Here is a 19,956-nt window from a genome sequence, read left to right as displayed (position 1 = left end):
TTTCCCCCTTTTTCATGTCTGATTCCTTTCTCTCCCAATTACCAGCCGGGCTGAACGTGCTGACCGATGCCGACGCGCTTGTGCGTTATGGCAGCGATGCCAGCGGTCTGCAGGCCGGTGCTCCGCAACTGGTGGCGCGGCCTGCCACGGTCGAACAGGTAGCCGCACTGGTCTCGCTCTGCGCCAGCCACAACAAAAAAATCACGATCGCCGGTGGCCGCAGTGGCCTGGCCGGCGGCGCCGCGCCCGATGCAGGCGACGTGGTGCTGTCGCTTGAGTTGCTGAATCAGATCGAGGAGATTGACGAGGCGGGTGGTACCGCGCTGGTGCAGGCCGGTGTCGTACTGGACACCTTGTGCGCTGCCGTAGAAGAAAAAGGCTGGTATTTTCCGCTGGACCTGGGTGCGCGCGGCTCCTGTCAGATCGGTGGCAACGTGGCTACCAATGCCGGTGGCAATCGGGTCCTGCGCTATGGCACCACCCGGCAACTGGTGCTGGGTCTGGAAGTCGTACTGCCGGATGGCACGATCATGACCATGCTGGATCGCACGCTCAAGAACAATACCGGCCTGGACTTAAAGCAGCTTTTCATCGGTACCGAGGGCACGCTGGGCATTATCACGCGGGTGGTATTGCGCCTGTTCCCCCGCCCGCAAGTACGGCGTTCGGCACTGGTGGGGCTGGCCTCATTCGCGCAGATTGCGCCCCTACTGAAAGCGGCGCGCAGTGCGCTGCCGGAGCTGTCCAGCTTTGAAGTGATGTGGGCCGACTATGTGACGCAGGCCGCCCGCGCGACCGGCCGCGCCGTTCCCTTTAATGGCCAATGGCCGCTTACCGTATTGCTTGAAACCGAAGGCGCCGACACCCCTACGTTTCATGCCGGCTTCGATACCTTTCTGGAAACCGTGCTGGAAGATGGCACCGTGCATGACGCCATCGTGCCGCAAAGTCTGGAACAGGCGGCAGACCTGTGGGCCATACGGGATGGCATCGGCAAACTCTTCGAGTCGCTGCGTCCCTTTGTTGCCTTCGATATCGGTATCCCCCTGAAGGATATGGGCACCTTTATCGAACAGGCCATGACCGAGCTCAGCCAGCGCTGGCCTCAGGCCGGTAACCTGCTGTTCGGTCATCTGGGCGATGGCAATTTGCATCTGACCACCGGACATCTGCAGGAAGCCGATATTGTTCCGGTGGAAGAGGCCGTCTACGCGCTTACCGGCAGGTTCAATGGCAGCATTTCTGCCGAGCATGGCATTGGTCGTCTGAAGAAACCGTTTCTTCATTACAGTCGTGATGATACTCAGCAGCAGGTGATGCGCCGCATCCGTGACGCGCTTAATCCGCAAGGCGTGCTGAATGCGGCACGTATTCTGGATTGATATTGCTGGCTCATCTGTTTATTGTTGTTTTTATCGTTATTTCATAAGGTTGCAAGCTCATGGCATACAGTCCAGCCACTCCCGTTTCCGACATGCCTCGCAGGCATCTGTCCGAGGCCGCGCTGGCGGCATTTACCGCCCGGTTCGGCGAGCGCTTCACGGCCACGCATGCCGTGCGTGACCATCACGCCCGTGATGAGTCAGCCTACCCGCCGGTACAGCCCGATGCGGTGCTTTTCCCGAAGGACACGGATGATGTGGTTGCTGCCGTCCAACTCTGTACAGAGCACAATGTGCCGCTGATTCCCTTTGGTATTGGCTCATCTATCGAAGGCCATGTGCTGCCCATCGAAGGCGGGGTCACGATCGATTTTCGGGATATGAACCAGGTGCTGGCGATTCAGCCGGAAGATTTCACCGTGACGGTACAGCCCGGGGTGATTCGCACCCAGCTCAATGACGAGATCCGCCATACCGGTTTGTTCTTCCCCATCGATCCGGGTGCGCATGCGTCCATCGGCGGCATGACTGCCACCCGGGCCTCCGGTACCAATGCGGTCCGTTATGGCACCATGCGTGATAACGTTCTCTCGCTCAAAGTGGTGACGGCCACCGGCGAGGTCATTCGCACCAGCAGTCGTGCGCGCAAGTCATCTGCCGGGTACGACCTGACGCATTTATATGTGGGCAGCGAAGGTACGCTGGGCGTGATTGTGGAAATCACCCTGCGCGTATATCCACTACCCGAAGCGGTGACCGCTGCGGTGTGTTCGTTCCCCACGCTGCGTCATGCGGTACAGGCGGTGACCGAGATCATGCAAAGCGGCGTGCCCATTGCCCGAGTAGAGTTCATGGATGAGCGCGCTGTGCGCGCAGTCAACGCATACAGCAAAACGAATCTGGCGGAGCAGCCGTTGCTGTTGTTCGAATTTCATGGCTCGCCCGCCGGTATTGCCGAGCAGGCCGTGATCGTGCAGGAACTCACCGCCGGGCAGGGCGGCACGGCGTTTCAGTGGGCCGAAAAGCCGGAGGAGCGCACCGTGCTGTGGACGGCTCGCCACAATTACTATTTCGCCTGCCTGCAGCAACGTCCCGGCGGACGTGCCATTACCACTGATGTATGCGTACCCATTTCTCGCCTGGCCGATTGCGTTACCGACACCGCCGCTGATCTGCAAAGCCTGGCCTTCCCCTGGTCGATTGTGGGTCATGTGGGCGATGGCAATTTCCATGTGGTCATGATGATCGATGCCGATAATGAGCAGGAATGGCGTCAGGCCGAAGACATCAACCGCCGCCTGGTGCTGCGCGCCATACAGATGGATGGCACCTGCACCGGGGAGCACGGCGTGGGCATCCATAAAATGGGTTTTCTGAAAGCGGAACATGGCGAGGTCGCACTGCAATTGATGCGCAACATCAAGCACGCTTATGATCCCAACAACATTTTCAATCCTGGCAAAATCGTCAGTTGGTCGGCCACGGCCAGCTAATGACAAATGTGATCATCGCGGCGTGTCAGGCGATCGGGTGCAAGTGATGCAGCAGTGAAGCAAACGCATGCAGTAATCTGGTTTTCCGTTCATTTGTGATAAGCTGATCGCCGCTACTGCATGGTGTCTGCATACAAACGATATCCGCCAGGCCTGCAGGCAACAGAAGAACGCCACGTGCAAGTGGTCATAACAGGAGAAAAAGACAAAATGGTTTCGCGTTATCTCGCGGCAGACTGGGGATCCACCAATTTGCGTCTGTGGCTGGTTGAGGACGGTATTGCCGTGAAAAAGGCGGCATCGCCTTTCGGGATTACGCGGATGCAGAACCAGTCGTTCCCTGCCGTGCTGCAGGATCTGCTGCAACAAATGCAGATTGCGCAGTCCGATATTTCCAGAATCTATATTGCCGGCATGGCGGGCAGCAATGTGGGCTGGCAACAGGCCAACTATCTGCACTGTCCTGTATCGCTCAATGCGCTGAGCACGAGCCTGACGCTGGTTGATCCGGGCTGGCCGGCACAGGCTGGTATTATTCCCGGCGTGTGCGTGCCGGGGCCAGACGGTGCAGATGTGATGCGCGGCGAGGAAACGCAGTTGCTGGGCGCGCTGCAGGACACGCCATCAGCCTTGTTTATACTGCCTGGCACGCACAGCAAATGGGCGCGTGTTCATGACCAAGTCATTGACAGTTTTACGACTGTCATGACCGGTGAACTGTTTGATGTGCTGCGTCACCACTCCCTGCTGTGCCGCGGTCTGCCCGCAGCCGCGCCGGACCCCGAATCCTTTGATAATGGCGTGCTGGCCGGGTTGGCAGCCAGTGATACCATGGCTGAACTGTTCAGTGTCCGGGCGCGTCATATTTTGGGGCATCTGCCTGCCGTCCGGGTTGAGGATTATCTCTCGGGGCTGCTGATCGGCTCTGAAGTGCGTGATATGCGCCAGCGTTTCGATGTGTCGGCCGATACGGCGGTGACGCTGGTAGGCAGTGGGCCGCTCTTGCCGCGCTATGATCGTGCCCTGCATTTGGCAGGCATCGCGTTTACTACCCAGGATGCTGATATGGCCATCCTGAATGGAATAAGGAAAATACATGACTCCCTGGACACCTGAGTTGCCGCTGATCGCCATTTTGCGTGGCATTGGCCCTGATGACGTGCTCGATCACGTGCAGGCCCTGCATGACGCCGGTTTCGATGCGATTGAAATTCCGACCAATTCGCCTGACTGGCAGGTCAGCGTACAGCGCGTAAGCCAGACCTTTGGCGCAAACCTTATGACCGGGGCCGGCACCGTGCTGACATCGGAACATCTGGCACAACTGTCGGCGGCAGGCGGCAGACTGATGGTCACACCCAATACCAATCCTGCGCTGATTGCCGAGGCCGTGAGCACCTATGGTTTCCAGGTTTGTGCCGGGTTCGCTACGGCCAGCGAGGCCTTTGCTGCCTTGCAGGCTGGCGCCCAGGCGCTCAAGCTGTTTCCGTCCAGCGTATTCGGACCAGACTATGTCAAGGCGCTCAAGGCTGTCCTGCCTGCGACCGTACCGCTATATGCTGTGGGCGGCATCAATCCGGGGAATTTGGCCAGCTATCTGGATGCCGGTTGTATCGGGGCAGGGCTCGGATCAGACCTGTACCGACCCGGACAAGAAGTGGCCGTGACGCGTGAGCGCGCAACCCGCTTTGTGCAGGCCTGGCAGGCTGCGAGACAGCCTGCGCATTAAGGCGCATGCAGGCGCGGGACGTCACGGTTGTAGCCCTTCCGAAGCGTTGCAAGGCCACGCCCGATACCGGAATCGGCCGCAGGTTCATGCATTCAGGCCGTAGCCGGTGTCCTGCGGGATAATAAAACAAAACGCTATGCGTTTGCCCGGCAACACGCGCTGTCCGGGCCATACATATTCTGAAATACAAGTAATGACGGGAGAACAGAGACATGGCGACATTTGATGTGGCGCTGTTTGGGGAAATGATGGTGCTGCTGGTGGCCGCCGAGCCGGGGCCGCTGGAACAGGTGAACACGTTTCATAAAATGACCGCGGGTGCCGAAACCAATGTGGGTATCGCACTGGCACGCCTGGGCGCCAATGTTTCCTGGGCCAGCCGGCTGGGTGACGACACCATGGGGCGCTATCTGAAAAATGTGATGCAGCAGGAAGGCATTGATTGCTCACGGGTTCAGATGGTGCCGCGTGAACGCACCGGCTTTATGCTCAAGGGCAAAGTGACCGAGGGCGATCCGCCGATTGAATACTATCGCTCGGGCTCCGCCGCCAGCGCCATGACGGCAGACGATATGGATGTGGAGTGGCTGAGCCAGGCCCGGCATTTGCATGTGACCGGTATTTTTCCCGCGCTTAATGCCGGTACCTTCGCACTGACGGTTGCCGCCATGCAGCATATGCGCCGCGCCGGCGGGACCGTGTCCTTTGATCCCAACCTGCGCCCGGCCCTGTGGGGCTCTGCCGACCTGATGCGGACGCGGCTGAATGAGCTGGCCACCCTGGCCGACTGGGTGCTGCCAGGACTGGAAGAGGGGCATATCCTTACCGGCGCCGATACTGAAGAGGGAATCGCTGCGTTTTATCAGGGGCTGGGCGCGCAGGCTGTGGTGGTCAAGCTGGGTGCCCGCGGCGCCTTCGCGCAGGTCGGGGACAGTTCGTTCCTGGTGCCCGGTTATCCGGTGGAACGCGTCGTGGATACCGTTGGCGCCGGAGACGGGTTTGCCGCCGGACTCATCAGCGGCCGGCTCGACGGGCTTGACTGGCAGGCCAGCGTGCGCCGCGCCACGATTATCGGGGCATGCGCGGTGCAGGTTGCGGGTGATACTGAAGGCTATCCCGACAGGGTCAGGCTGGCGGAGCTGGACGAGGCCTAGAGTTTTCCACACGCCGGAATTTCCCAATTTCCCGTCTTTTACTTTATTTGTATAATGTACGTTATTCTGTACAAAGCGTTATTTTTGCAAATCGGTGTATAACGGGAGCAATACCATGGGAATCACTTCCAGCGATGTCATCTCTCTATCTCAGGCCAGGGCAAACCTGTCTGAGCTGGCTGATCAGGTCAAAGCGGGCGCCGAGAAAATTATTACTAAAAATGGCGAAAGCTACGTTGCTATCATTGATGCCCAGAGGCTGGATTACTATCATCAACTGGAGCGCGAGCGCATTCATTTGCTGCTTATTGATGGTGCCAGCAAAGGGCTGGAGGATGTGGCTGCCGGCAACGTGAAAGATGCTCAGCCTACTCTGGCCGCCATCAAACGCCGTCGTGCCGGAGCGGCGGGCTGATCGGTGCATATGGCTGAAGCTGTCCGTTATACCGTCAGGCTGACAGCCCATTTCGAACGCGATCTCGACCGCATTGAGGCCTTTCTGTGGGACACTGAAGCATACACGGCATTTGATGCGCTTCTAAATGAATTGTCAGACACCGTCATTCCGAATCTCGAGCGCTTTCCTCATATGGGTCGCGTTTTCCTCGCCAGACCGGCACATTCAGTCGAAGTGTCTAATGGTATTGAAAACCTGAACGCGCAGTTTAATTCCATTGCCAATGAAGGTGATCAGTTGCGTGAGTATGTGCTTGAGAACTATTTGCTACTGTATGCGAAAATCGATACGGTTATATATCTGCTTTCCATCCGACACCACCGCCAACTCTCCTTCAACCTCACCAGTCACTGGCCGTCCTGAACACCGGGGCGGCTTTTTTATTCGATCTAGGGTTTCCGATAGTTGCCAGACATCTTCAGTGGTCTTACCATTAAACGCGAATCTTGAAATGCGCCGTTTAAGCGGTTTATTTCAAACCAACGACCCCGCCATAATAGAAAAAAGCGATAAGCGAAAAGAGACAAGTGAAGTTCGAAGCCATCAAATCCCGCTCTGTGTCGGAACTGGTTGCCCAGCGGTTGATCGATATGATCCGCAAGGGGCAATTGGTTGCCGGCCAGCAACTGCCGCCAGAGCGGGAGCTGGCGGTATTGTTCGATGTGGGCAGGCCTGCCGTAAGGGAGGCCATTCGCGGCCTGTCGCTGCTGGGGCTGGTGAAGATCCAGCAGGGCGAAGGCAATTTCATCAGTTCACTGAATGTGGAAGATCTGATCGAACCACTCAGTTTGCTGATTGACCTGCATTTTGACCAGATCAACGAGTTGTTTGATGCGCGCAAAATTATTGAGGGCGGCATTACGCGTCTGGCCTGTGAGCGCCTGACCGAGCAGGAAATCGAACGCCTGCGGGTCAATGTTGAAGAGGCGCGCGCAGCGCTGAAACAGAATGACCACGAGGGTATTCGCCGGCTGGATATCGAGCTGCACCAGACCATCATTAATGCCTGTGGCAACGTCTACCTGCAGAGAGTGGCACAAAGCATCAGCCTGCTCAGCCGCAAGAGCCGTACGATCACAACCGTCATACCCTCGATCCTGCAGTCAACCTTTGATGACCATGAGCATATTGTGCAGGCCCTGGCCGAACGCAATCCGACCAAGGCTTCCGAGGCCATGTATCGGCACCTTGATCATGTGCAGAAACACTACAACGACTATCAGCAAGCCGGCGCAGCGACACCGGCACACACAAACCAACAGGAGTCAGTATGAAACTCATTCGTTATGGGGAAAGTAAGCAGGAAAAACCCGGCATCGTCGATAGCGACGGCCGTATCCGTGATCTGTCCGGCGTTATCAGCGATATTAACGGCAGCACCATCACAGAAAGCGCCCTGGCGCGGTTGCGTGATCTGGATATCACGAGCCTGCCGGTTGTCGAAGGCAACCCGCGTATTGGCCCTTGCGTTGGCAACATCGGCAAGTTTGTCTGCATCGGTCTTAACTATTCTGATCATGCGGCTGAATCCGGTCTGCCAGAGCCTTCTGAACCCGTCGTATTCAATAAATGGACCAGCGCCATCGTCGGTCCGAATGACGACGTAGCCATTCCCCGTGGCTCGAAAAAAACTGACTGGGAAGTGGAACTGGGCGTGGTCATTGGCAAGGAAGCGCGTTACGTCAGCAAGGAAGACGCGCTGTCATATGTGGCCGGCTACTGCGTGATCAATGACGTATCCGAGCGAGAATATCAGATTGAGCGCGGTGGTACATGGGACAAGGGCAAGGGTTGCGATACCTTCGGTCCTATCGGCCCATGGCTGGTGACGGCAGATGAAGTGGCTGATCCACAGGCGCTGAACCTGTGGCTGGAAGTGGACGGCAAACGCTACCAGGACGGTACGACTGCCAAGATGATTTTTGATGTGGCCACTATCGTTTCGTATCTGAGCAATTTCATGAGCTTGCAGCCTGGCGATGTGATCTCCACTGGTACGCCTCCTGGTGTGGGCATGGGTGTCAAACCTGAGCCGGTTTACCTGAAGGCCGGCCAGACCATGCGTCTGGGTATCGAAGGCCTGGGAGAGCAGACTCAGAAAGTGGTGCAGGCCTAAGGTTGGTACGGGCGTGGCGCGAAGGAGGCGCCACGCGTTTTGAGCCTGAATGTCGATGGTGATATTCAGGTTGCAGGAAAGTCTGGCGTTTGACTGCCTGAATATGATGGTTGTGATGTCAGACGGCAGTGATAGCGGTACATAAAAGAAGAGAACAGGCCGTCATGCTATCGGTATGCACGGACATCAAATCTCAGGAGCCCGGCTGCGCCGGCGCTGCCTGTAAACGGAGACAGACATGAACAAACGCAATATGCTGAAAGGATTGCTGGGGTTGACGCTGGCTATGGGCGCAGGCTTGGCTCACGCTGCCTATCCGGAGCGCCCCATCACCATGATCGTGCCCTGGGGTGCAGGTGGCGGCACCGACGCCACGGCCCGCATGATCGCGGCCCTGCTTGAAAAAGAACTGGACAATCCGGTCAATGTGGTCAATCGTACTGGCGGCAATGGTGTTGTGGGACACATGGCCATCGCCAAAGCCAAGCCGGATGGTTACACGCTGGGCATGCTCACAGTGGAAATTGCCACCATGAAGCATTTGGGTCTGACCACGATAACGCCTGCCGACTATACGCCACTGGCCCTGATGAATGAGGATCCTGCCGGTGTCACGGTCAGCGCGACCTCTGAATACAAAGATATGAAAAGCCTGATGGACGCGATCAAGGCGAATCCCGGCAAGCTCAAAGCTTCCGGCACCGGGCAGGGCGGTATCTGGCATATCGCCATTGCCGGCCTGGTCAATAAGGCTGGCCTGCCACCCAACGCGGTACCATTCGTTCCTTCCAACGGCTCTGCACCAGCCATGCTTGAACTGGTTGCCGGTGGTATTGCGATTGTGCCCACCTCTCTGCCGGAAGCACGCTCTATGATCGATGCTGGCAAGGCCAAGCCGCTGGCCATCATGTCCAAAGAGCGTTCACCCATGTACCCGGATGTACCCACTCTGAAAGAAACCACTGGCAATGACTGGACCGTGGGTGTGTGGCGTGGTATCGCCGGCCCCAAAGGCATGCCTGATGATGTCACCGCCAAGCTGGAAGCTGCGCTCAAGAAGGTTAATGAAAGCGCAGAATTCCGTGACTTCATGTCCAAACGCGGTTTCGGTGTTGCCTATGCCAACAGCAAGGATTACGGCGAATACATGGCCAAGTCCACGGCGGATTTTGGTGAAGTTCTCAAAGCCATCGGGATGGCCAAATAAACTGATACGAACCGGGTGGTCGGCCCCTTGCGTCTTGCGCGTACCGGGCCGTACTGCCGAACCAGTGGAAAACTCCCATGAAGATCAGTGATACCCTCTCCGGCATTATCATCGGCATTTTTGCCATTATCATTTTTGCGATGGCGCAGTCGTTCCCGCCCACTCCCGGCCAGGAGTTCGGCTCGGGATTGTTTCCTCGTCTGATTGCTATCGGAATGTTCATCTGTGCAGTATGCCTGGTCGTGCAAAGCTGGCGCCGCCGCGGTGATCAGCCATGGCTGGCCTGGCCCGGCATCAATACGGTCACTTTCCTGCGCTTCTGCATGATTCCCGCGACGCTGATTTTCTATTTTCTGACGGCAGAGTGGCTCGGCTTCTTTATTTCATCCGGCATTATCCTGATGGTCACGTTTCTGGTCTTCGGTGTCAAACCCGTACGAAGCCTGATTCTGACCGTGATCAGCGTGCTGGTGATCCACTTCGCTTTCTACAACATCCTGCAAGTCCCGCTACCCTGGGGATTGCTGGAAAGCTTCGCATGGTGACCCTATGTTTATGAGCAATCTTACTGCTGCATTGGGTCAGGTGACCGACCCGTTTGTGCTGGGCGTGATTCTGGTAGCGGCGATTTTCGGTCTGTTTGTGGGCGCCATTCCGGGACTGAGCGCCACCATGGCCGTGGCCCTGCTGGTGCCCGTAACCTTTTTCATGGACGCCGTTCCTGCTATTGCCATGATGGTTACCTCCACCGCCATGGCCATTACGTCCGGCGATGTACCCGGGTGTTTGCTAAGGATCCCGGGTACGCCGTCCTCGGCGGCCTACACCGACGAAGCCTACAATATGACGCGCAAGGGTCTGGCAGACCAGGCGCTGGGTGCCAGCATTGTGTTCTCGTTTGTGGGTGGGCTGTTCGGCACGATTGTACTGATTACCTGCGCGCCCATGCTGGCCAACTTTGCGCTGAATTTTTCCTCCTACGAATTTTTCTGGCTGGTCGTGCTTGGTTTGTCCTGCGCGATTGTTATCTCGCCAGCCAGTCAGCTCAAAGGGTTTGTCTCTCTTTTGATCGGCCTGCTGCTCGCTTGTGTGGGCATGAATAACCCGGCTGCCTATCCGCGCTTTACCTTCGGTAATGAAGACCTGATGAATGGGGTGACATTGCTGCCGATGATGGTGGGTATGTTCGCCATTGCCGAGGTGTTGCGTTACGCGGTCAATTCACAGGACAACCTGGGCGAGGTCAAGGCACAGATCGGTAATATTTTTACCGGTATGTGGAAGCTGACCAAAAAATATCCTGCATCCATTTTGCGTGGCAGCGTGCTGGGGACGATTGTTGGTGCATTGCCTGGCGCGGGCGCCGATATTGCGGCCTGGATGTCCTACGGCATTAGCAAGAAGTTTTCCAAAGAACCGGAAAAATTCGGCACCGGGCACGTTGAAGGGATTGTCGAAGCGGGCGCCTCAAACAATTCCGCACTGGCAGGTGCCTGGATTCCTGCACTGGTCTTCGGTATTCCGGGTGACTCCATTACTGCGATTGTGGTGGGGGTGCTGTATATGAAAAATCTCACACCGGGCCCGATGATTTTTACCACTAATGCAGTTGAAATGTACTCCATTTTTCTGGTGTTCATTATTGCCAATATCATGATGCTGCCACTGGGCTATGCGCTGGTCAAAATTGCCCGAAACGTGCTGCAGGTACCGCGTTCTCTGTTAATGCCGATCATCCTGCTGTTCAGTATTGTGGGCACGTTTGCGATCAACAATAGCCCGTTCGACGTCATCATTATGATGCTGATGGGTCTGCTGGCCTATGTCATGGAAGAAAACGAATTTCCAATTGCGCCGGCCGTGCTGGGCGTGGTGCTGGGCGGCATGCTTGAAGAGAACTTTATTTCATCCATGATCAAGGCTGACGGCGACTTCGCCATGTTCTTCAGCCGGCCTATTGCTGCCGTGCTGGGCGTGGTGGCCATTCTGATCTGGGCTATTCCTCTTATCAAACTGTTCTTCGGTAAATCCAAGCCACCCGCCGGTGGTAATGAAGACCCGGTGACTAAACCTGGAATCACGACATGAACCACACGTTACAACAACAGGCTGGCGAACGCTATGATGCCGACGCATTGCGCGAATTTGCACAGGCGCTGCTGGTTGCAGCCGGCGTCTCGGATGAGATTGCACGCAATGTGGCCGAGGTGCTGCTCGATGGCGATCTGCTGGGCCACACCACGCACGGGCTGGCACTGCTCAACCCCTACCTGCAGCAGATTGAACAAGGCAAGATGAGCAAGCAGGGCAGCGCCGAGGTGCTGTCCGATAAAGGCGCATCACTGCTGCTGAACGGGCAGCGTCTGCCGGGACCGTGGCTGGTAAATCAGGCCATTGATATGCTGCTGCCGCGCGCACGCCAATATGGCACCGCTACTGCTGTCATTCGTCAAAGCCATCACATCGCCTGCCTGGCCAGTTATCTGTTGCGGGCAGTTCGGGAAAAGATGCTGATTGTGCTGAGCTGTTCTGACCCCTCGGGCCAGAGTGTGGCGCCGTTTGGCGGTACCCGCGCCGTTTTCACCCCGAATCCAATTGCAATTGGCATACCGTCAGCGTCGCCCTTTCTGGTTGATATTTCAGCGTCGATCACCACCAACGGTATGAGTGGTCGTCTGGCCAAGGCCGGCAAGCAATTCGACGAAGAATGGCTGATTGACAGCACCGGCAAACCAACGCGTGATCCTGCCGTACTGTCGCAAGACCCGCCAGGCACCATCCTGCCACTGGGCGGCCTGTCGGTAGGGCACAAGGGTTTCGGTCTGGCACTGCTGATCGAAGCGCTGACCGGCGGCCTGGCTGGCTACGGCAGAGCCGACAACGTCCAGGGCTGGGGTGCAACCGTGTTTGTGAGCCTGTATGACCCCGCCGCTTTCGGGGGCGAAGACGCGTTCCTGCGCCAGATGGACTGGATCGCCGATGCCTGCCGCAACAATCCGCCTCGCGAAGGTTTTGACAATGTACGCATGCCTGGCGACCGCGGCCTGGCATTGTATGAACAGCAGAAGCAAAACGGCGTTCTTCTGCATCCCTCTATTACGCCACTGTTGCGGGAATCTGCACAAAACTATGGCATCAGCATGCCAGCCACACTTTAATCTACAACAAGGATAGACAATGAGTCAGAACAGTTTACAGAACCGCGTTGCCGTCATTACCGGCGGCGCACGCGGTATTGGCCTGGCCGCCGCAAAGCGCATGCTGGAGTCTGGCGCCTCGGTTGCGCTGTGGGATCTGGATGCGGCCAGGCTTGAGCAATCGCGCCAGCAACTGGAGGCACTGGGCAAGGTAACGGCACATGCGCTGGACCTGACCGATCTGGCTGCGGTAGAAAAAGCCGCCGAAGATACGGTGCAGCAGCATGGCAAGGTTGATATTCTGGTGAACAACGCCGGCATTACCGGTGGCAATGCCGTGACCTGGGAACTGGACCCGGCCGTATGGCAACAGGTGGTACAGACCAACCTGATGGCACCTTACTATACCTGCCGTGTGCTGGTACCCGCCATGCTGAAAAACGGCTACGGTCGCATTGTGAATATCGCTTCAATTGCCGGCAAAGAAGGCAATCCGAATGCATCGCATTACAGTGCTTCCAAAGCCGGCCTGATCGGGCTGACCAAATCGTTGGGCAAAGAACTGGCCGAGCGCAATATTCTGGTGAATGCCATTACGCCTGCAGCGGCCAGGACTGAAATCTTCGATTCAATGTCACAGGAACATATTGATTATATGTTGTCCAAAATCCCCATGAAGCGGTTCCTTGCCGTGGATGAGGCGGCCTCCATGATTTGCTGGCTGGCGTCTGAAGAATGTGCATTCAGCACTGGTGCGGTATTTGATCTGTCTGGTGGACGGGCAACCTATTGACGACACCATAGCGTCACACATTCATGCGATGGTGTTCCATACATGGGGCACAACGCAGAAAAATGATCCATGCCGCCAGAAGCGTTATGGCATTTGTAATAAAGGAGATATTAATGACGATACTGGAAAGCCCTGTTTTCCAATCGGTAGCAGCAATCACCAGGACAGCCGAAAAAGCCCTGACCTATGTATTGGGGCTTTGCGTGTTGGTGATGCTGTTGCTGGTGTTCGGCAACGTTGTGCTCAGGTACGGCTTTAACTCGGGTATTACCATTTCCGAGGAAGTCGCCCGGATGTCCTTTGTCTGGCTGATTTTCCTGGGTACAGTCATCGCGTTTCGCACCAAGCAGCATCTGGGTGTAAACATGCTGCTGGACCGCCTGCCGATCATGGCGCAGAAAATCATTCATATCCTGCGCCAGCTCGTCATCATGTGGATACTCTGGCTGCTGATGCAGGGCGGCTGGGATCAAATGGTGATTGGCGCCAACACGGCGCTGCCGGTCACGGGCTGGTCGCAGGCCCTGTTCAGCGGCATGGTGTGGTTCAGTGCGATAGCGATGTTTGTGCTGGCCATAGGCGATATCGCGATCGCCATTATGACGCCGGCGGATCGCAGCTATCAGCACCGTTTCAGAACCGCAGTCGACAGCGTCGAAGATATGGAATAACGAGTAACAGGAAACCAATATGACCGTAACCATCTTTCTTTCCGTACTGCTCGGCTTTATGGCATTTGGCATGCCAATCGCATTTGCGCTGCTGCTGTCGGCCATCGGCCTGATGTTCTATCTGGACTTCTTTGATGTGCAGATCCTGGCGCAGAATATGCTGGCCGGCGCCGACAATTTCTCCCTTATGGCTGTTCCTTTGTTCATGCTGGCTGGCGAAGCCATGAATGCCGGCGGCATGTCGCGCCGCATGGTGGCCCTGGCCAGTACGCTGGTGGGTCACGTGCATGGCGGGCTGGGCTATGTTGCGATTATGGCAAGTGTGTTGCTGGCCGCACTCTCGGGTTCGGCCGTGGCCGATTCGGCAGCCCTGGCCGCCATGCTGGTGCCCATGCTGCGCAATCGCGGCTATGATCTGAAACAGTCTTGCGGCCTGATTGCAGCCGGTGGCATTATTGCACCCATCATTCCGCCTTCCATTTCGTTTATTATTTTCGGTGTGGCGACCAATATCTCGGTTACCAAGCTGTTCATGGCCGGTATTGTACCGGGATTGCTGATGGGCCTAACTCTGGTCATGGTATGGACGTTTGTCGCACGCCGCTCAACCAGCTTCAAGCCTTTTCCCAAGGAACCCTGGCCTGTCAGGATGAAGGCATTGCGTGAATCGGGCTGGGCATTGGTGTTGCCTGTCATCATCATCGGCGGTCTGCGTTTCGGTATTTTCACGCCGACCGAGGCGGCCGCAGTGGCGGCGGTTTATGCGCTGTTCGTGGGCATGGTGATCTATCGCGAAATCAAGCCAGGTCACTTGATGAAATTGCTGGTTAATGCCGCGACCACCACCAGTGTGGTGATGTTCCTGGTCGCAGCCGCACTGGTCACTTCTTATATGATCACCCTGGCCGATTTGCCCAAGGAACTGATCTCCCTGCTGGGGCCGTTGGTAGACTCGCCTACGCTGCTGATGATTGTGCTGGTGATCTTGCTCACGCTGGTGGGCACGGCCATGGACCTGACGCCAACGATTCTGATCCTGGCGCCGGTGCTGATGCCGGTCATCAAGGAAGCCGGTATTGATCCGACGTACTTCGGGGTGATCTTCATCATGGTCGGTTGCGCCGGCCTGCTGACACCACCGGTAGGAACCGTGCTGAATGTGGTCTGCGGTGTTGCCCGCATTCGCATGGAAGACATCATCAAGGGGGTCTGGCCTTACGTGGCCGCCTACACCCTGCTGATTCTGTTGCTTGTGATTTTCCCGCAGATTGTCACGGTACCGATGAACTGGTTCTATTGATCTGCAACTATACCTATATCCTGGAGAGATAAACATGAAACGATTGAAAAAGACAGTTGCAAGCCTGACAGCCGTCGCGCTGCTGGGCATGGGTTCGGCGGCCGTATGGGCCAAGGACATCAAGCCGCGCATTATCCGCTTTGGCTACGGTCTGGCCGATGACAGCCCGACCGGCAAGGCATCGGCACACTTTGCCGAAGTGGTCAGCAAACTGAGCGACGGCAAAATGAAAGTCAAGACTTTCGGCAATGGCGCCCTGGGACCTGATGAACAGTTGATCAATTCCCTGATCAGCGGCTCCGGAGAAATCACATTCGTGTCTACCGCACCGATTGCCAGCCTGATTCCTGAGTTCGGTGTATTTGACCTGCCCTTCCTGTTCGACAATGAAAAAGTCGCAGACACGGTACTGGACGGTCCTGAAGGCAAGAAACTGCTGGATAAACTGCCGGCCAAGGGCCTGATTGGTTTGAACTACTGGGAAAATGGCTTCCGCAATATCACCAACTCCCGTCATGAAATCTCCAAACTGGATGATATTGGCGGCATTAAACTGCGTGTGATGCAGAATCAGGTTGCCCTGAGCGTATTCAAGGGACTGGGTGCCAATGCGATTCCAATGCCGTTTACGGAACTGTTCACTGCGCTGGAAACCAAAACCGTAGATGGTCAGGAAAATCCGCTGTCCACCATCCAGACCAGTAAATTCTATGAAGTGCAGCCTTACCTGACACTCTCGAACCACGTTTATACGCCGTTTGTATTCCTTGCCTCCAAAAAATGGTTTGATCAGTTGTCTCAGGATGAAAAAGACGTGATCACACAGGCCGCGGCTGACAGCCAGGCATTTCAGCGTAAAGCCAGCCGTCAGGGCAACGAAGATGCACTTAAATATCTGAAAGAGCACAACGTTAAAGTTGCCGAGTTTTCAACCGAAGAAAGAGAGAAAATTCGTGAAAAAGTGGCCCCCATTGTGGAAAGCCTGAAAGCGAAGATCGGCAAGGAAACCGTTGAAGGTGTTCTGGACGCAGCCAAAAAGGCTTCCGGTGCCTGAGTATTATTACATTTGAAATAGAAGGAACCCGTTATGTCTACGTCAGAAAAAAAGCCTTTGCGCAGCCGCCGGTGGTTTGATAATCCGGCCAACCCAGGCATGACTGCCCTGTATATCGAACGCTATATGAATTACGGTATTACCAGGGAGGAGTTACAGTCGGGCAAGCCGATTATCGGCATTGCCCAAACGGGTTCCGATCTGTCGCCCTGCAATCGTCACCATATGGATCTGGCAACCCGGGTGCGCGATGGCATTCGTGATATGGGGGGCATTCCGCTGGAGTTTCCGGTACACCCTATTCAGGAAACCGGCAAGCGACCGACCGCAGCCCTGGATCGCAACCTGGCGTATCTGGGCCTGGTTGAAATCCTGCACGGCTATCCACTGGATGGTGTCGTGCTCACTACCGGCTGCGACAAAACCACGCCGGCATGCCTGATGGCAGCGGCCACGGTCAATATTCCTGCCATCGTACTGTCGGGCGGCCCTATGCTCGACGGTTGGTGGAAAGGCAAGCTGGCGGGTTCCGGCACGGTTGTGTGGGATGCCCGCAAGCGTCTGTCCGCCGGTGAAATCGGCTATGACGAATTCATGAATAATGTGGCTTCCTCCGCGCCGTCGGTGGGTCACTGCAATACCATGGGCACGGCGTTGTCCATGAACTCCCTGGCTGAAGCCCTCGGCATGTCATTGCCAGGCTGCGCGGCCATTCCAGGACCCTATCGCGAGCGCGGCTGGATGGCCTACGAAACCGGCCGTCGCATTGTTGATATGGTCCGGGAAAATCTGCGTCCATCCGATATCATGACCCAGGCTGCGTTTGAGAACGCTGTGGTTGCCGCCGCAGCACTGGGCGGATCATCCAACTGTCCGATTCATATGGTGGCCATTGCCCGTCATATGGGTGTGGATCACACGCTGGCAGACTGGCAGCGTCTGGGACCGGATATTCCGTTACTGGTAGACTGTCAGCCGGCAGGGCGCTTTCTTGGGGAAGCGTTCCACCGTGCCGGAGGCGTTCCGGCAGTGATGAAAGAGCTGCTGGATGCCGGCAAAGTGAACGGCGCCGCCATGACTGTAACCGGCAAGACGCTGGCTGAAAATCTGGCCGCCGTCCCCGCCCCGGATCGTGAGGTGATTCGCGCTTACGCGACACCGCTTAAAGAGGCGGCTGGTTACGTTGTGCTGACCGGTAATCTGTTTGACAACGCGGTCATCAAAACCAGCGTGATCGATGAAAAATTCCGCGCCCGCTTCCTGTCCGATCCGGCGCACCCTAACGTGATGGATCTGAAAGCATTTGTTTTCGAAGGGCCTGAGGATTATCACGATCGTATTGAAGATCCGGCATTGGGCATTGATGAAAAATCCATTCTGGTGATTCGCAACAGCGGTCCGGTAGGCTATCCGGGGGGCGCAGAAGTGGTCAATATGCAGCCGCCTGCGTATCTGCTTAACAAGGGCATTGATACGCTGCCAACCATGGGTGACGGCCGCCAGAGCGGTACCTCCGCCAGTCCATCCATTCTGAACGTTTCGCCTGAATCGGTGGTAGGGGGCGGGCTGGCCTTGCTGCGTACCGGCGATACCGTACGGGTCGACCTGAATACCTGTCGGGTGGATGTATTGATTGCCGATGAAGAACTGGAGGCACGACGTGCAGCCTGGGTGAAACCGGAGCTGCTGAACATGACGCCGTGGGAAGAAATCTACCGCGGTATGGTGGGTCAGCAGGGCGATGGTGCATGCCTGGAATCCGCAACAGCGTATGTGGATATCATCCAGACGCGCGGCGAATCACGCGATAATCATTAATATTATTTATCGTCGCTATTCGCGTTTGTCATATGAGCAGATGCAATAGCGATTCGATAATGACCGTCACCTGACCGTCACTGTTAATGACCCCCGCAAGTCATTCGGGAAAGCCATTGAAATTTAATAGCGTATTCAATAGCGTGACCCAGAGGTCACACAATACAACATAGTCAACAGCAAGGCAGTGAGCATACTATGACAGTTCTGGACCAGAAAGCCATTCGTTCCCTTCCCGAAGCAGCCATTGCTGCTTTCAGGGATCGCTTCGGCGACCGTTTTATTACTTCGATGGCGGTGCGTGAACACCACGGTACCGACGAGTCTCCGTACCCGGTGTGCCCGCCCGAAGCCGTTATTTTTCCGCGTGACACCGACGAAGTGGTGGATGCCGTTAAAATCTGCAATCAGTATAAAGTACCCGTCGTGCCGTTTGGTATTGGTTCATCGCTGGAAGGCCATGTGTTGCCCATCGAGGGCGGTATCACACTGGACTTTACCGAGATGAACAAGGTGCTGGCCATCAACGCAGAAGACTTCACCGTGACGGTGCAGCCCGGCGTGATCCGTACCCAGCTTAATGACGAAATCCGGCACACCGGTCTGTTTTTTCCGATAGACCCCGGCGCACATGCATCCATTGGCGGCATGACCAGCACGCGCGCCTCGGGCACCAACGCCGTACGCTACGGCACCATGCGCGAGAACGTGGTGTCCATGAAAGTGGTCACGGCCGAAGGCAAGGTGATTCGTACCAGCAGCCGCGCCCGCAAGTCTTCATCGGGCTACGACCTGACGCGTCTGTTTGTTGGCAGCGAGGGTACGCTGGGTATCATTGTTGAAGTGACCGTGCGTGTCTATCCGCAACCTGAAGCGGTCACGGCAGCCATCTGCAATTTCCCCACCCTGGAGTCGGCGGTGCAGTCGGTGATTGAAATCATGCAGTCGGGCGTAGCCATTGCCAGGGTCGAGTTCATGGATACGCGGGCAGTGAGGGCCGTGAATGCCTACAGCAAGCTCACGCTCAAGGAAACGCCCCTGTTGCTGTTCGAATTCCATGGCAGCGAAACCGGTGTACGTGAACAGGCCGAGATCGTGCAGGAAATTGCCAAAGATAATGGCGGAATGGACTTCGAATGGGCTGACAAGCCCGAAGACCGCAAGCGCCTTTGGACAGCGCGCCATAATTCACATTATTCCGGCCTGCAATTGCGTCCCGGTTCACGCTCGGTCGCCACCGATGTATGCGTGCCGATTTCGCGACTGGCCGAGTGCGTGAGCGAAACAGCCCAGGAACTTGAAAGCATGCCCTTTCCGTACACTATCGTCGGACACGTGGGCGATGGCAATTTCCACGTGCAGATGCTGATTGACCCTGACAGCCGTGAGGAATGGGATATGTCTGAAAACATCAATCGCCGGCTGGTATCGCGTGCGATTCGCATGGACGGCACCTGCTCGGGTGAGCACGGCGTGGGCATTCACAAAATGGAATTCCTGAAAGAAGAACATGGTGAGGATGCGCTGCAATTGATGCGGTTGATCAAGCATGCTTATGATCCGAATAATATCTTCAATCCGGGTAAACTGGTTTCCTGGGATGCATAACGTACCATTGAACGGATTGCGCGGTTGACCGTCACCT

General features: G+C 56.3%; 19 protein-coding genes. All 19 read left to right on the top strand.

Annotated features, from left to right (window positions below):
• Window positions 1-14: 14 nt before the first annotated feature.
• The 19 genes from MIM_RS20925 to MIM_RS20835 all read left to right on the top strand — a co-directional run bounded on the left by MIM_RS20925 (window position 15) and on the right by MIM_RS20835 (window position 19,919).
• Entirely contained in the window at window positions 15-1,382 is a 1,368-nt protein-coding gene (locus MIM_RS20925; protein ID WP_025374711.1) for an FAD-binding oxidoreductase, read from the top strand.
• Between the two features lie 59 nt (window positions 1,383-1,441).
• Window positions 1,442-2,875: an FAD-binding oxidoreductase gene (locus MIM_RS20920; RefSeq protein WP_025374710.1), complete on the top strand. Its 1,434-nt coding sequence runs from the start codon at window positions 1,442-1,444 to the stop codon at window positions 2,873-2,875.
• A 210-nt stretch (window positions 2,876-3,085) separates the two neighbouring features.
• Window positions 3,086-3,991: a 2-dehydro-3-deoxygalactonokinase gene (locus MIM_RS20915; RefSeq protein WP_025374709.1), complete on the top strand. Its 906-nt coding sequence runs from the start codon at window positions 3,086-3,088 to the stop codon at window positions 3,989-3,991.
• The gene (locus MIM_RS20910) at window positions 3,972-4,604 is read left to right on the top strand and encodes a 2-dehydro-3-deoxy-6-phosphogalactonate aldolase (protein WP_025374708.1); all 633 of its coding nucleotides are present in this window, start codon (window positions 3,972-3,974) and stop codon (window positions 4,602-4,604) included. Before MIM_RS20915 ends, MIM_RS20910 begins: the two co-directional genes overlap by 20 nt.
• Before the next feature lie 212 nt (window positions 4,605-4,816).
• Window positions 4,817-5,758 carry a sugar kinase gene (locus tag MIM_RS20905; protein ID WP_025374707.1) on the top strand — a complete coding sequence of 314 codons (942 nt, stop codon included), beginning with the start codon at window positions 4,817-4,819 and terminating at the stop codon, window positions 5,756-5,758.
• Between the two features lie 115 nt (window positions 5,759-5,873).
• Window positions 5,874-6,173 carry a type II toxin-antitoxin system Phd/YefM family antitoxin gene (locus MIM_RS20900; RefSeq protein WP_025374706.1) on the top strand — a complete coding sequence of 100 codons (300 nt, stop codon included), beginning with the start codon at window positions 5,874-5,876 and terminating at the stop codon, window positions 6,171-6,173.
• Window positions 6,174-6,182: 9 nt separating this feature from the next.
• On the top strand, window positions 6,183-6,578 hold the full coding sequence (locus MIM_RS20895; protein ID WP_025374705.1) for a type II toxin-antitoxin system RelE/ParE family toxin: 396 nt from the start codon (window positions 6,183-6,185) through the stop codon (window positions 6,576-6,578).
• Window positions 6,579-6,742: 164 nt separating this feature from the next.
• A complete protein-coding gene (locus MIM_RS20890) occupies window positions 6,743-7,489 on the top strand; it encodes a FadR/GntR family transcriptional regulator (RefSeq protein WP_025374704.1) in 747 nt (248 codons plus the stop codon).
• Window positions 7,486-8,331: a fumarylacetoacetate hydrolase family protein gene (locus MIM_RS20885; protein WP_025374703.1), complete on the top strand. Its 846-nt coding sequence runs from the start codon at window positions 7,486-7,488 to the stop codon at window positions 8,329-8,331. Before MIM_RS20890 ends, MIM_RS20885 begins: the two co-directional genes overlap by 4 nt.
• Window positions 8,332-8,569: 238 nt before the next feature.
• Window positions 8,570-9,538 carry a Bug family tripartite tricarboxylate transporter substrate binding protein gene (locus MIM_RS20880; protein WP_025374702.1) on the top strand — a complete coding sequence of 323 codons (969 nt, stop codon included), beginning with the start codon at window positions 8,570-8,572 and terminating at the stop codon, window positions 9,536-9,538.
• 77 nt (window positions 9,539-9,615) lie between these two features.
• Window positions 9,616-10,083 (top strand): tripartite tricarboxylate transporter TctB family protein, encoded by a 468-nt coding sequence (locus tag MIM_RS20875; protein WP_025374701.1) that lies wholly within the window; start codon window positions 9,616-9,618, stop codon window positions 10,081-10,083.
• A gap of 10 nt (window positions 10,084-10,093) precedes the next feature.
• A complete protein-coding gene (locus MIM_RS20870) occupies window positions 10,094-11,626 on the top strand; it encodes a tripartite tricarboxylate transporter permease (RefSeq protein ID WP_025374700.1) in 1,533 nt (510 codons plus the stop codon).
• Entirely contained in the window at window positions 11,623-12,696 is a 1,074-nt protein-coding gene (locus tag MIM_RS20865; RefSeq protein ID WP_025374699.1) for an Ldh family oxidoreductase, read from the top strand. Before MIM_RS20870 ends, MIM_RS20865 begins: the two co-directional genes overlap by 4 nt.
• 19 nt (window positions 12,697-12,715) lie before the next feature.
• Window positions 12,716-13,468: an SDR family NAD(P)-dependent oxidoreductase gene (locus MIM_RS20860; RefSeq protein WP_025374698.1), complete on the top strand. Its 753-nt coding sequence runs from the start codon at window positions 12,716-12,718 to the stop codon at window positions 13,466-13,468.
• A 113-nt stretch (window positions 13,469-13,581) separates the two neighbouring features.
• Entirely contained in the window at window positions 13,582-14,139 is a 558-nt protein-coding gene (locus MIM_RS20855) for a TRAP transporter small permease (protein ID WP_025374697.1), read from the top strand.
• Window positions 14,140-14,158: 19 nt separating this feature from the next.
• A complete protein-coding gene (locus MIM_RS20850) occupies window positions 14,159-15,439 on the top strand; it encodes a TRAP transporter large permease subunit (RefSeq protein WP_025374696.1) in 1,281 nt (426 codons plus the stop codon).
• Between the two features lie 34 nt (window positions 15,440-15,473).
• Window positions 15,474-16,493, top strand: coding sequence for a TRAP transporter substrate-binding protein (locus tag MIM_RS20845; RefSeq protein ID WP_144084708.1), 1,020 nt, complete (start codon window positions 15,474-15,476; stop codon window positions 16,491-16,493).
• A gap of 33 nt (window positions 16,494-16,526) precedes the next feature.
• A complete protein-coding gene (locus tag MIM_RS20840; RefSeq protein WP_025374694.1) occupies window positions 16,527-18,311 on the top strand; it encodes an IlvD/Edd family dehydratase in 1,785 nt (594 codons plus the stop codon).
• Window positions 18,312-18,509: 198 nt separating this feature from the next.
• Window positions 18,510-19,919, top strand: coding sequence for an FAD-binding oxidoreductase (locus MIM_RS20835; protein ID WP_025374693.1), 1,410 nt, complete (start codon window positions 18,510-18,512; stop codon window positions 19,917-19,919).
• Window positions 19,920-19,956 lie beyond the last annotated feature (37 nt).

Source organism: Advenella mimigardefordensis DPN7 (assembly GCF_000521505.1).
GTDB classification, from domain to species: domain Bacteria; phylum Pseudomonadota; class Gammaproteobacteria; order Burkholderiales; family Burkholderiaceae_B; genus Advenella; species Advenella mimigardefordensis.
The sequence above is the reverse complement of the archived record's forward strand: the minus strand, read 5'-3'. Positions and strand labels throughout refer to the sequence as shown.

Coding starts and splice junctions, on each gene's coding strand:
- MIM_RS20925 (WP_025374711.1), top strand. CDS start 15: ATGTCTGATTCCTTTCTCTCCCAATTACCAGCCGGGCTGAACGTGCTG.
- MIM_RS20920 (WP_025374710.1), top strand. CDS start 1,442: ATGGCATACAGTCCAGCCACTCCCGTTTCCGACATGCCTCGCAGGCAT.
- MIM_RS20915 (WP_025374709.1), top strand. CDS start 3,086: ATGGTTTCGCGTTATCTCGCGGCAGACTGGGGATCCACCAATTTGCGT.
- MIM_RS20910 (WP_025374708.1), top strand. CDS start 3,972: ATGACTCCCTGGACACCTGAGTTGCCGCTGATCGCCATTTTGCGTGGC.
- MIM_RS20905 (WP_025374707.1), top strand. CDS start 4,817: ATGGCGACATTTGATGTGGCGCTGTTTGGGGAAATGATGGTGCTGCTG.
- MIM_RS20900 (WP_025374706.1), top strand. CDS start 5,874: ATGGGAATCACTTCCAGCGATGTCATCTCTCTATCTCAGGCCAGGGCA.
- MIM_RS20895 (WP_025374705.1), top strand. CDS start 6,183: ATGGCTGAAGCTGTCCGTTATACCGTCAGGCTGACAGCCCATTTCGAA.
- MIM_RS20885 (WP_025374703.1), top strand. CDS start 7,486: ATGAAACTCATTCGTTATGGGGAAAGTAAGCAGGAAAAACCCGGCATC.
- MIM_RS20880 (WP_025374702.1), top strand. CDS start 8,570: ATGAACAAACGCAATATGCTGAAAGGATTGCTGGGGTTGACGCTGGCT.
- MIM_RS20875 (WP_025374701.1), top strand. CDS start 9,616: ATGAAGATCAGTGATACCCTCTCCGGCATTATCATCGGCATTTTTGCC.
- MIM_RS20870 (WP_025374700.1), top strand. CDS start 10,094: ATGAGCAATCTTACTGCTGCATTGGGTCAGGTGACCGACCCGTTTGTG.
- MIM_RS20865 (WP_025374699.1), top strand. CDS start 11,623: ATGAACCACACGTTACAACAACAGGCTGGCGAACGCTATGATGCCGAC.
- MIM_RS20860 (WP_025374698.1), top strand. CDS start 12,716: ATGAGTCAGAACAGTTTACAGAACCGCGTTGCCGTCATTACCGGCGGC.
- MIM_RS20855 (WP_025374697.1), top strand. CDS start 13,582: ATGACGATACTGGAAAGCCCTGTTTTCCAATCGGTAGCAGCAATCACC.
- MIM_RS20850 (WP_025374696.1), top strand. CDS start 14,159: ATGACCGTAACCATCTTTCTTTCCGTACTGCTCGGCTTTATGGCATTT.
- MIM_RS20845 (WP_144084708.1), top strand. CDS start 15,474: ATGAAACGATTGAAAAAGACAGTTGCAAGCCTGACAGCCGTCGCGCTG.
- MIM_RS20840 (WP_025374694.1), top strand. CDS start 16,527: ATGTCTACGTCAGAAAAAAAGCCTTTGCGCAGCCGCCGGTGGTTTGAT.
- MIM_RS20835 (WP_025374693.1), top strand. CDS start 18,510: ATGACAGTTCTGGACCAGAAAGCCATTCGTTCCCTTCCCGAAGCAGCC.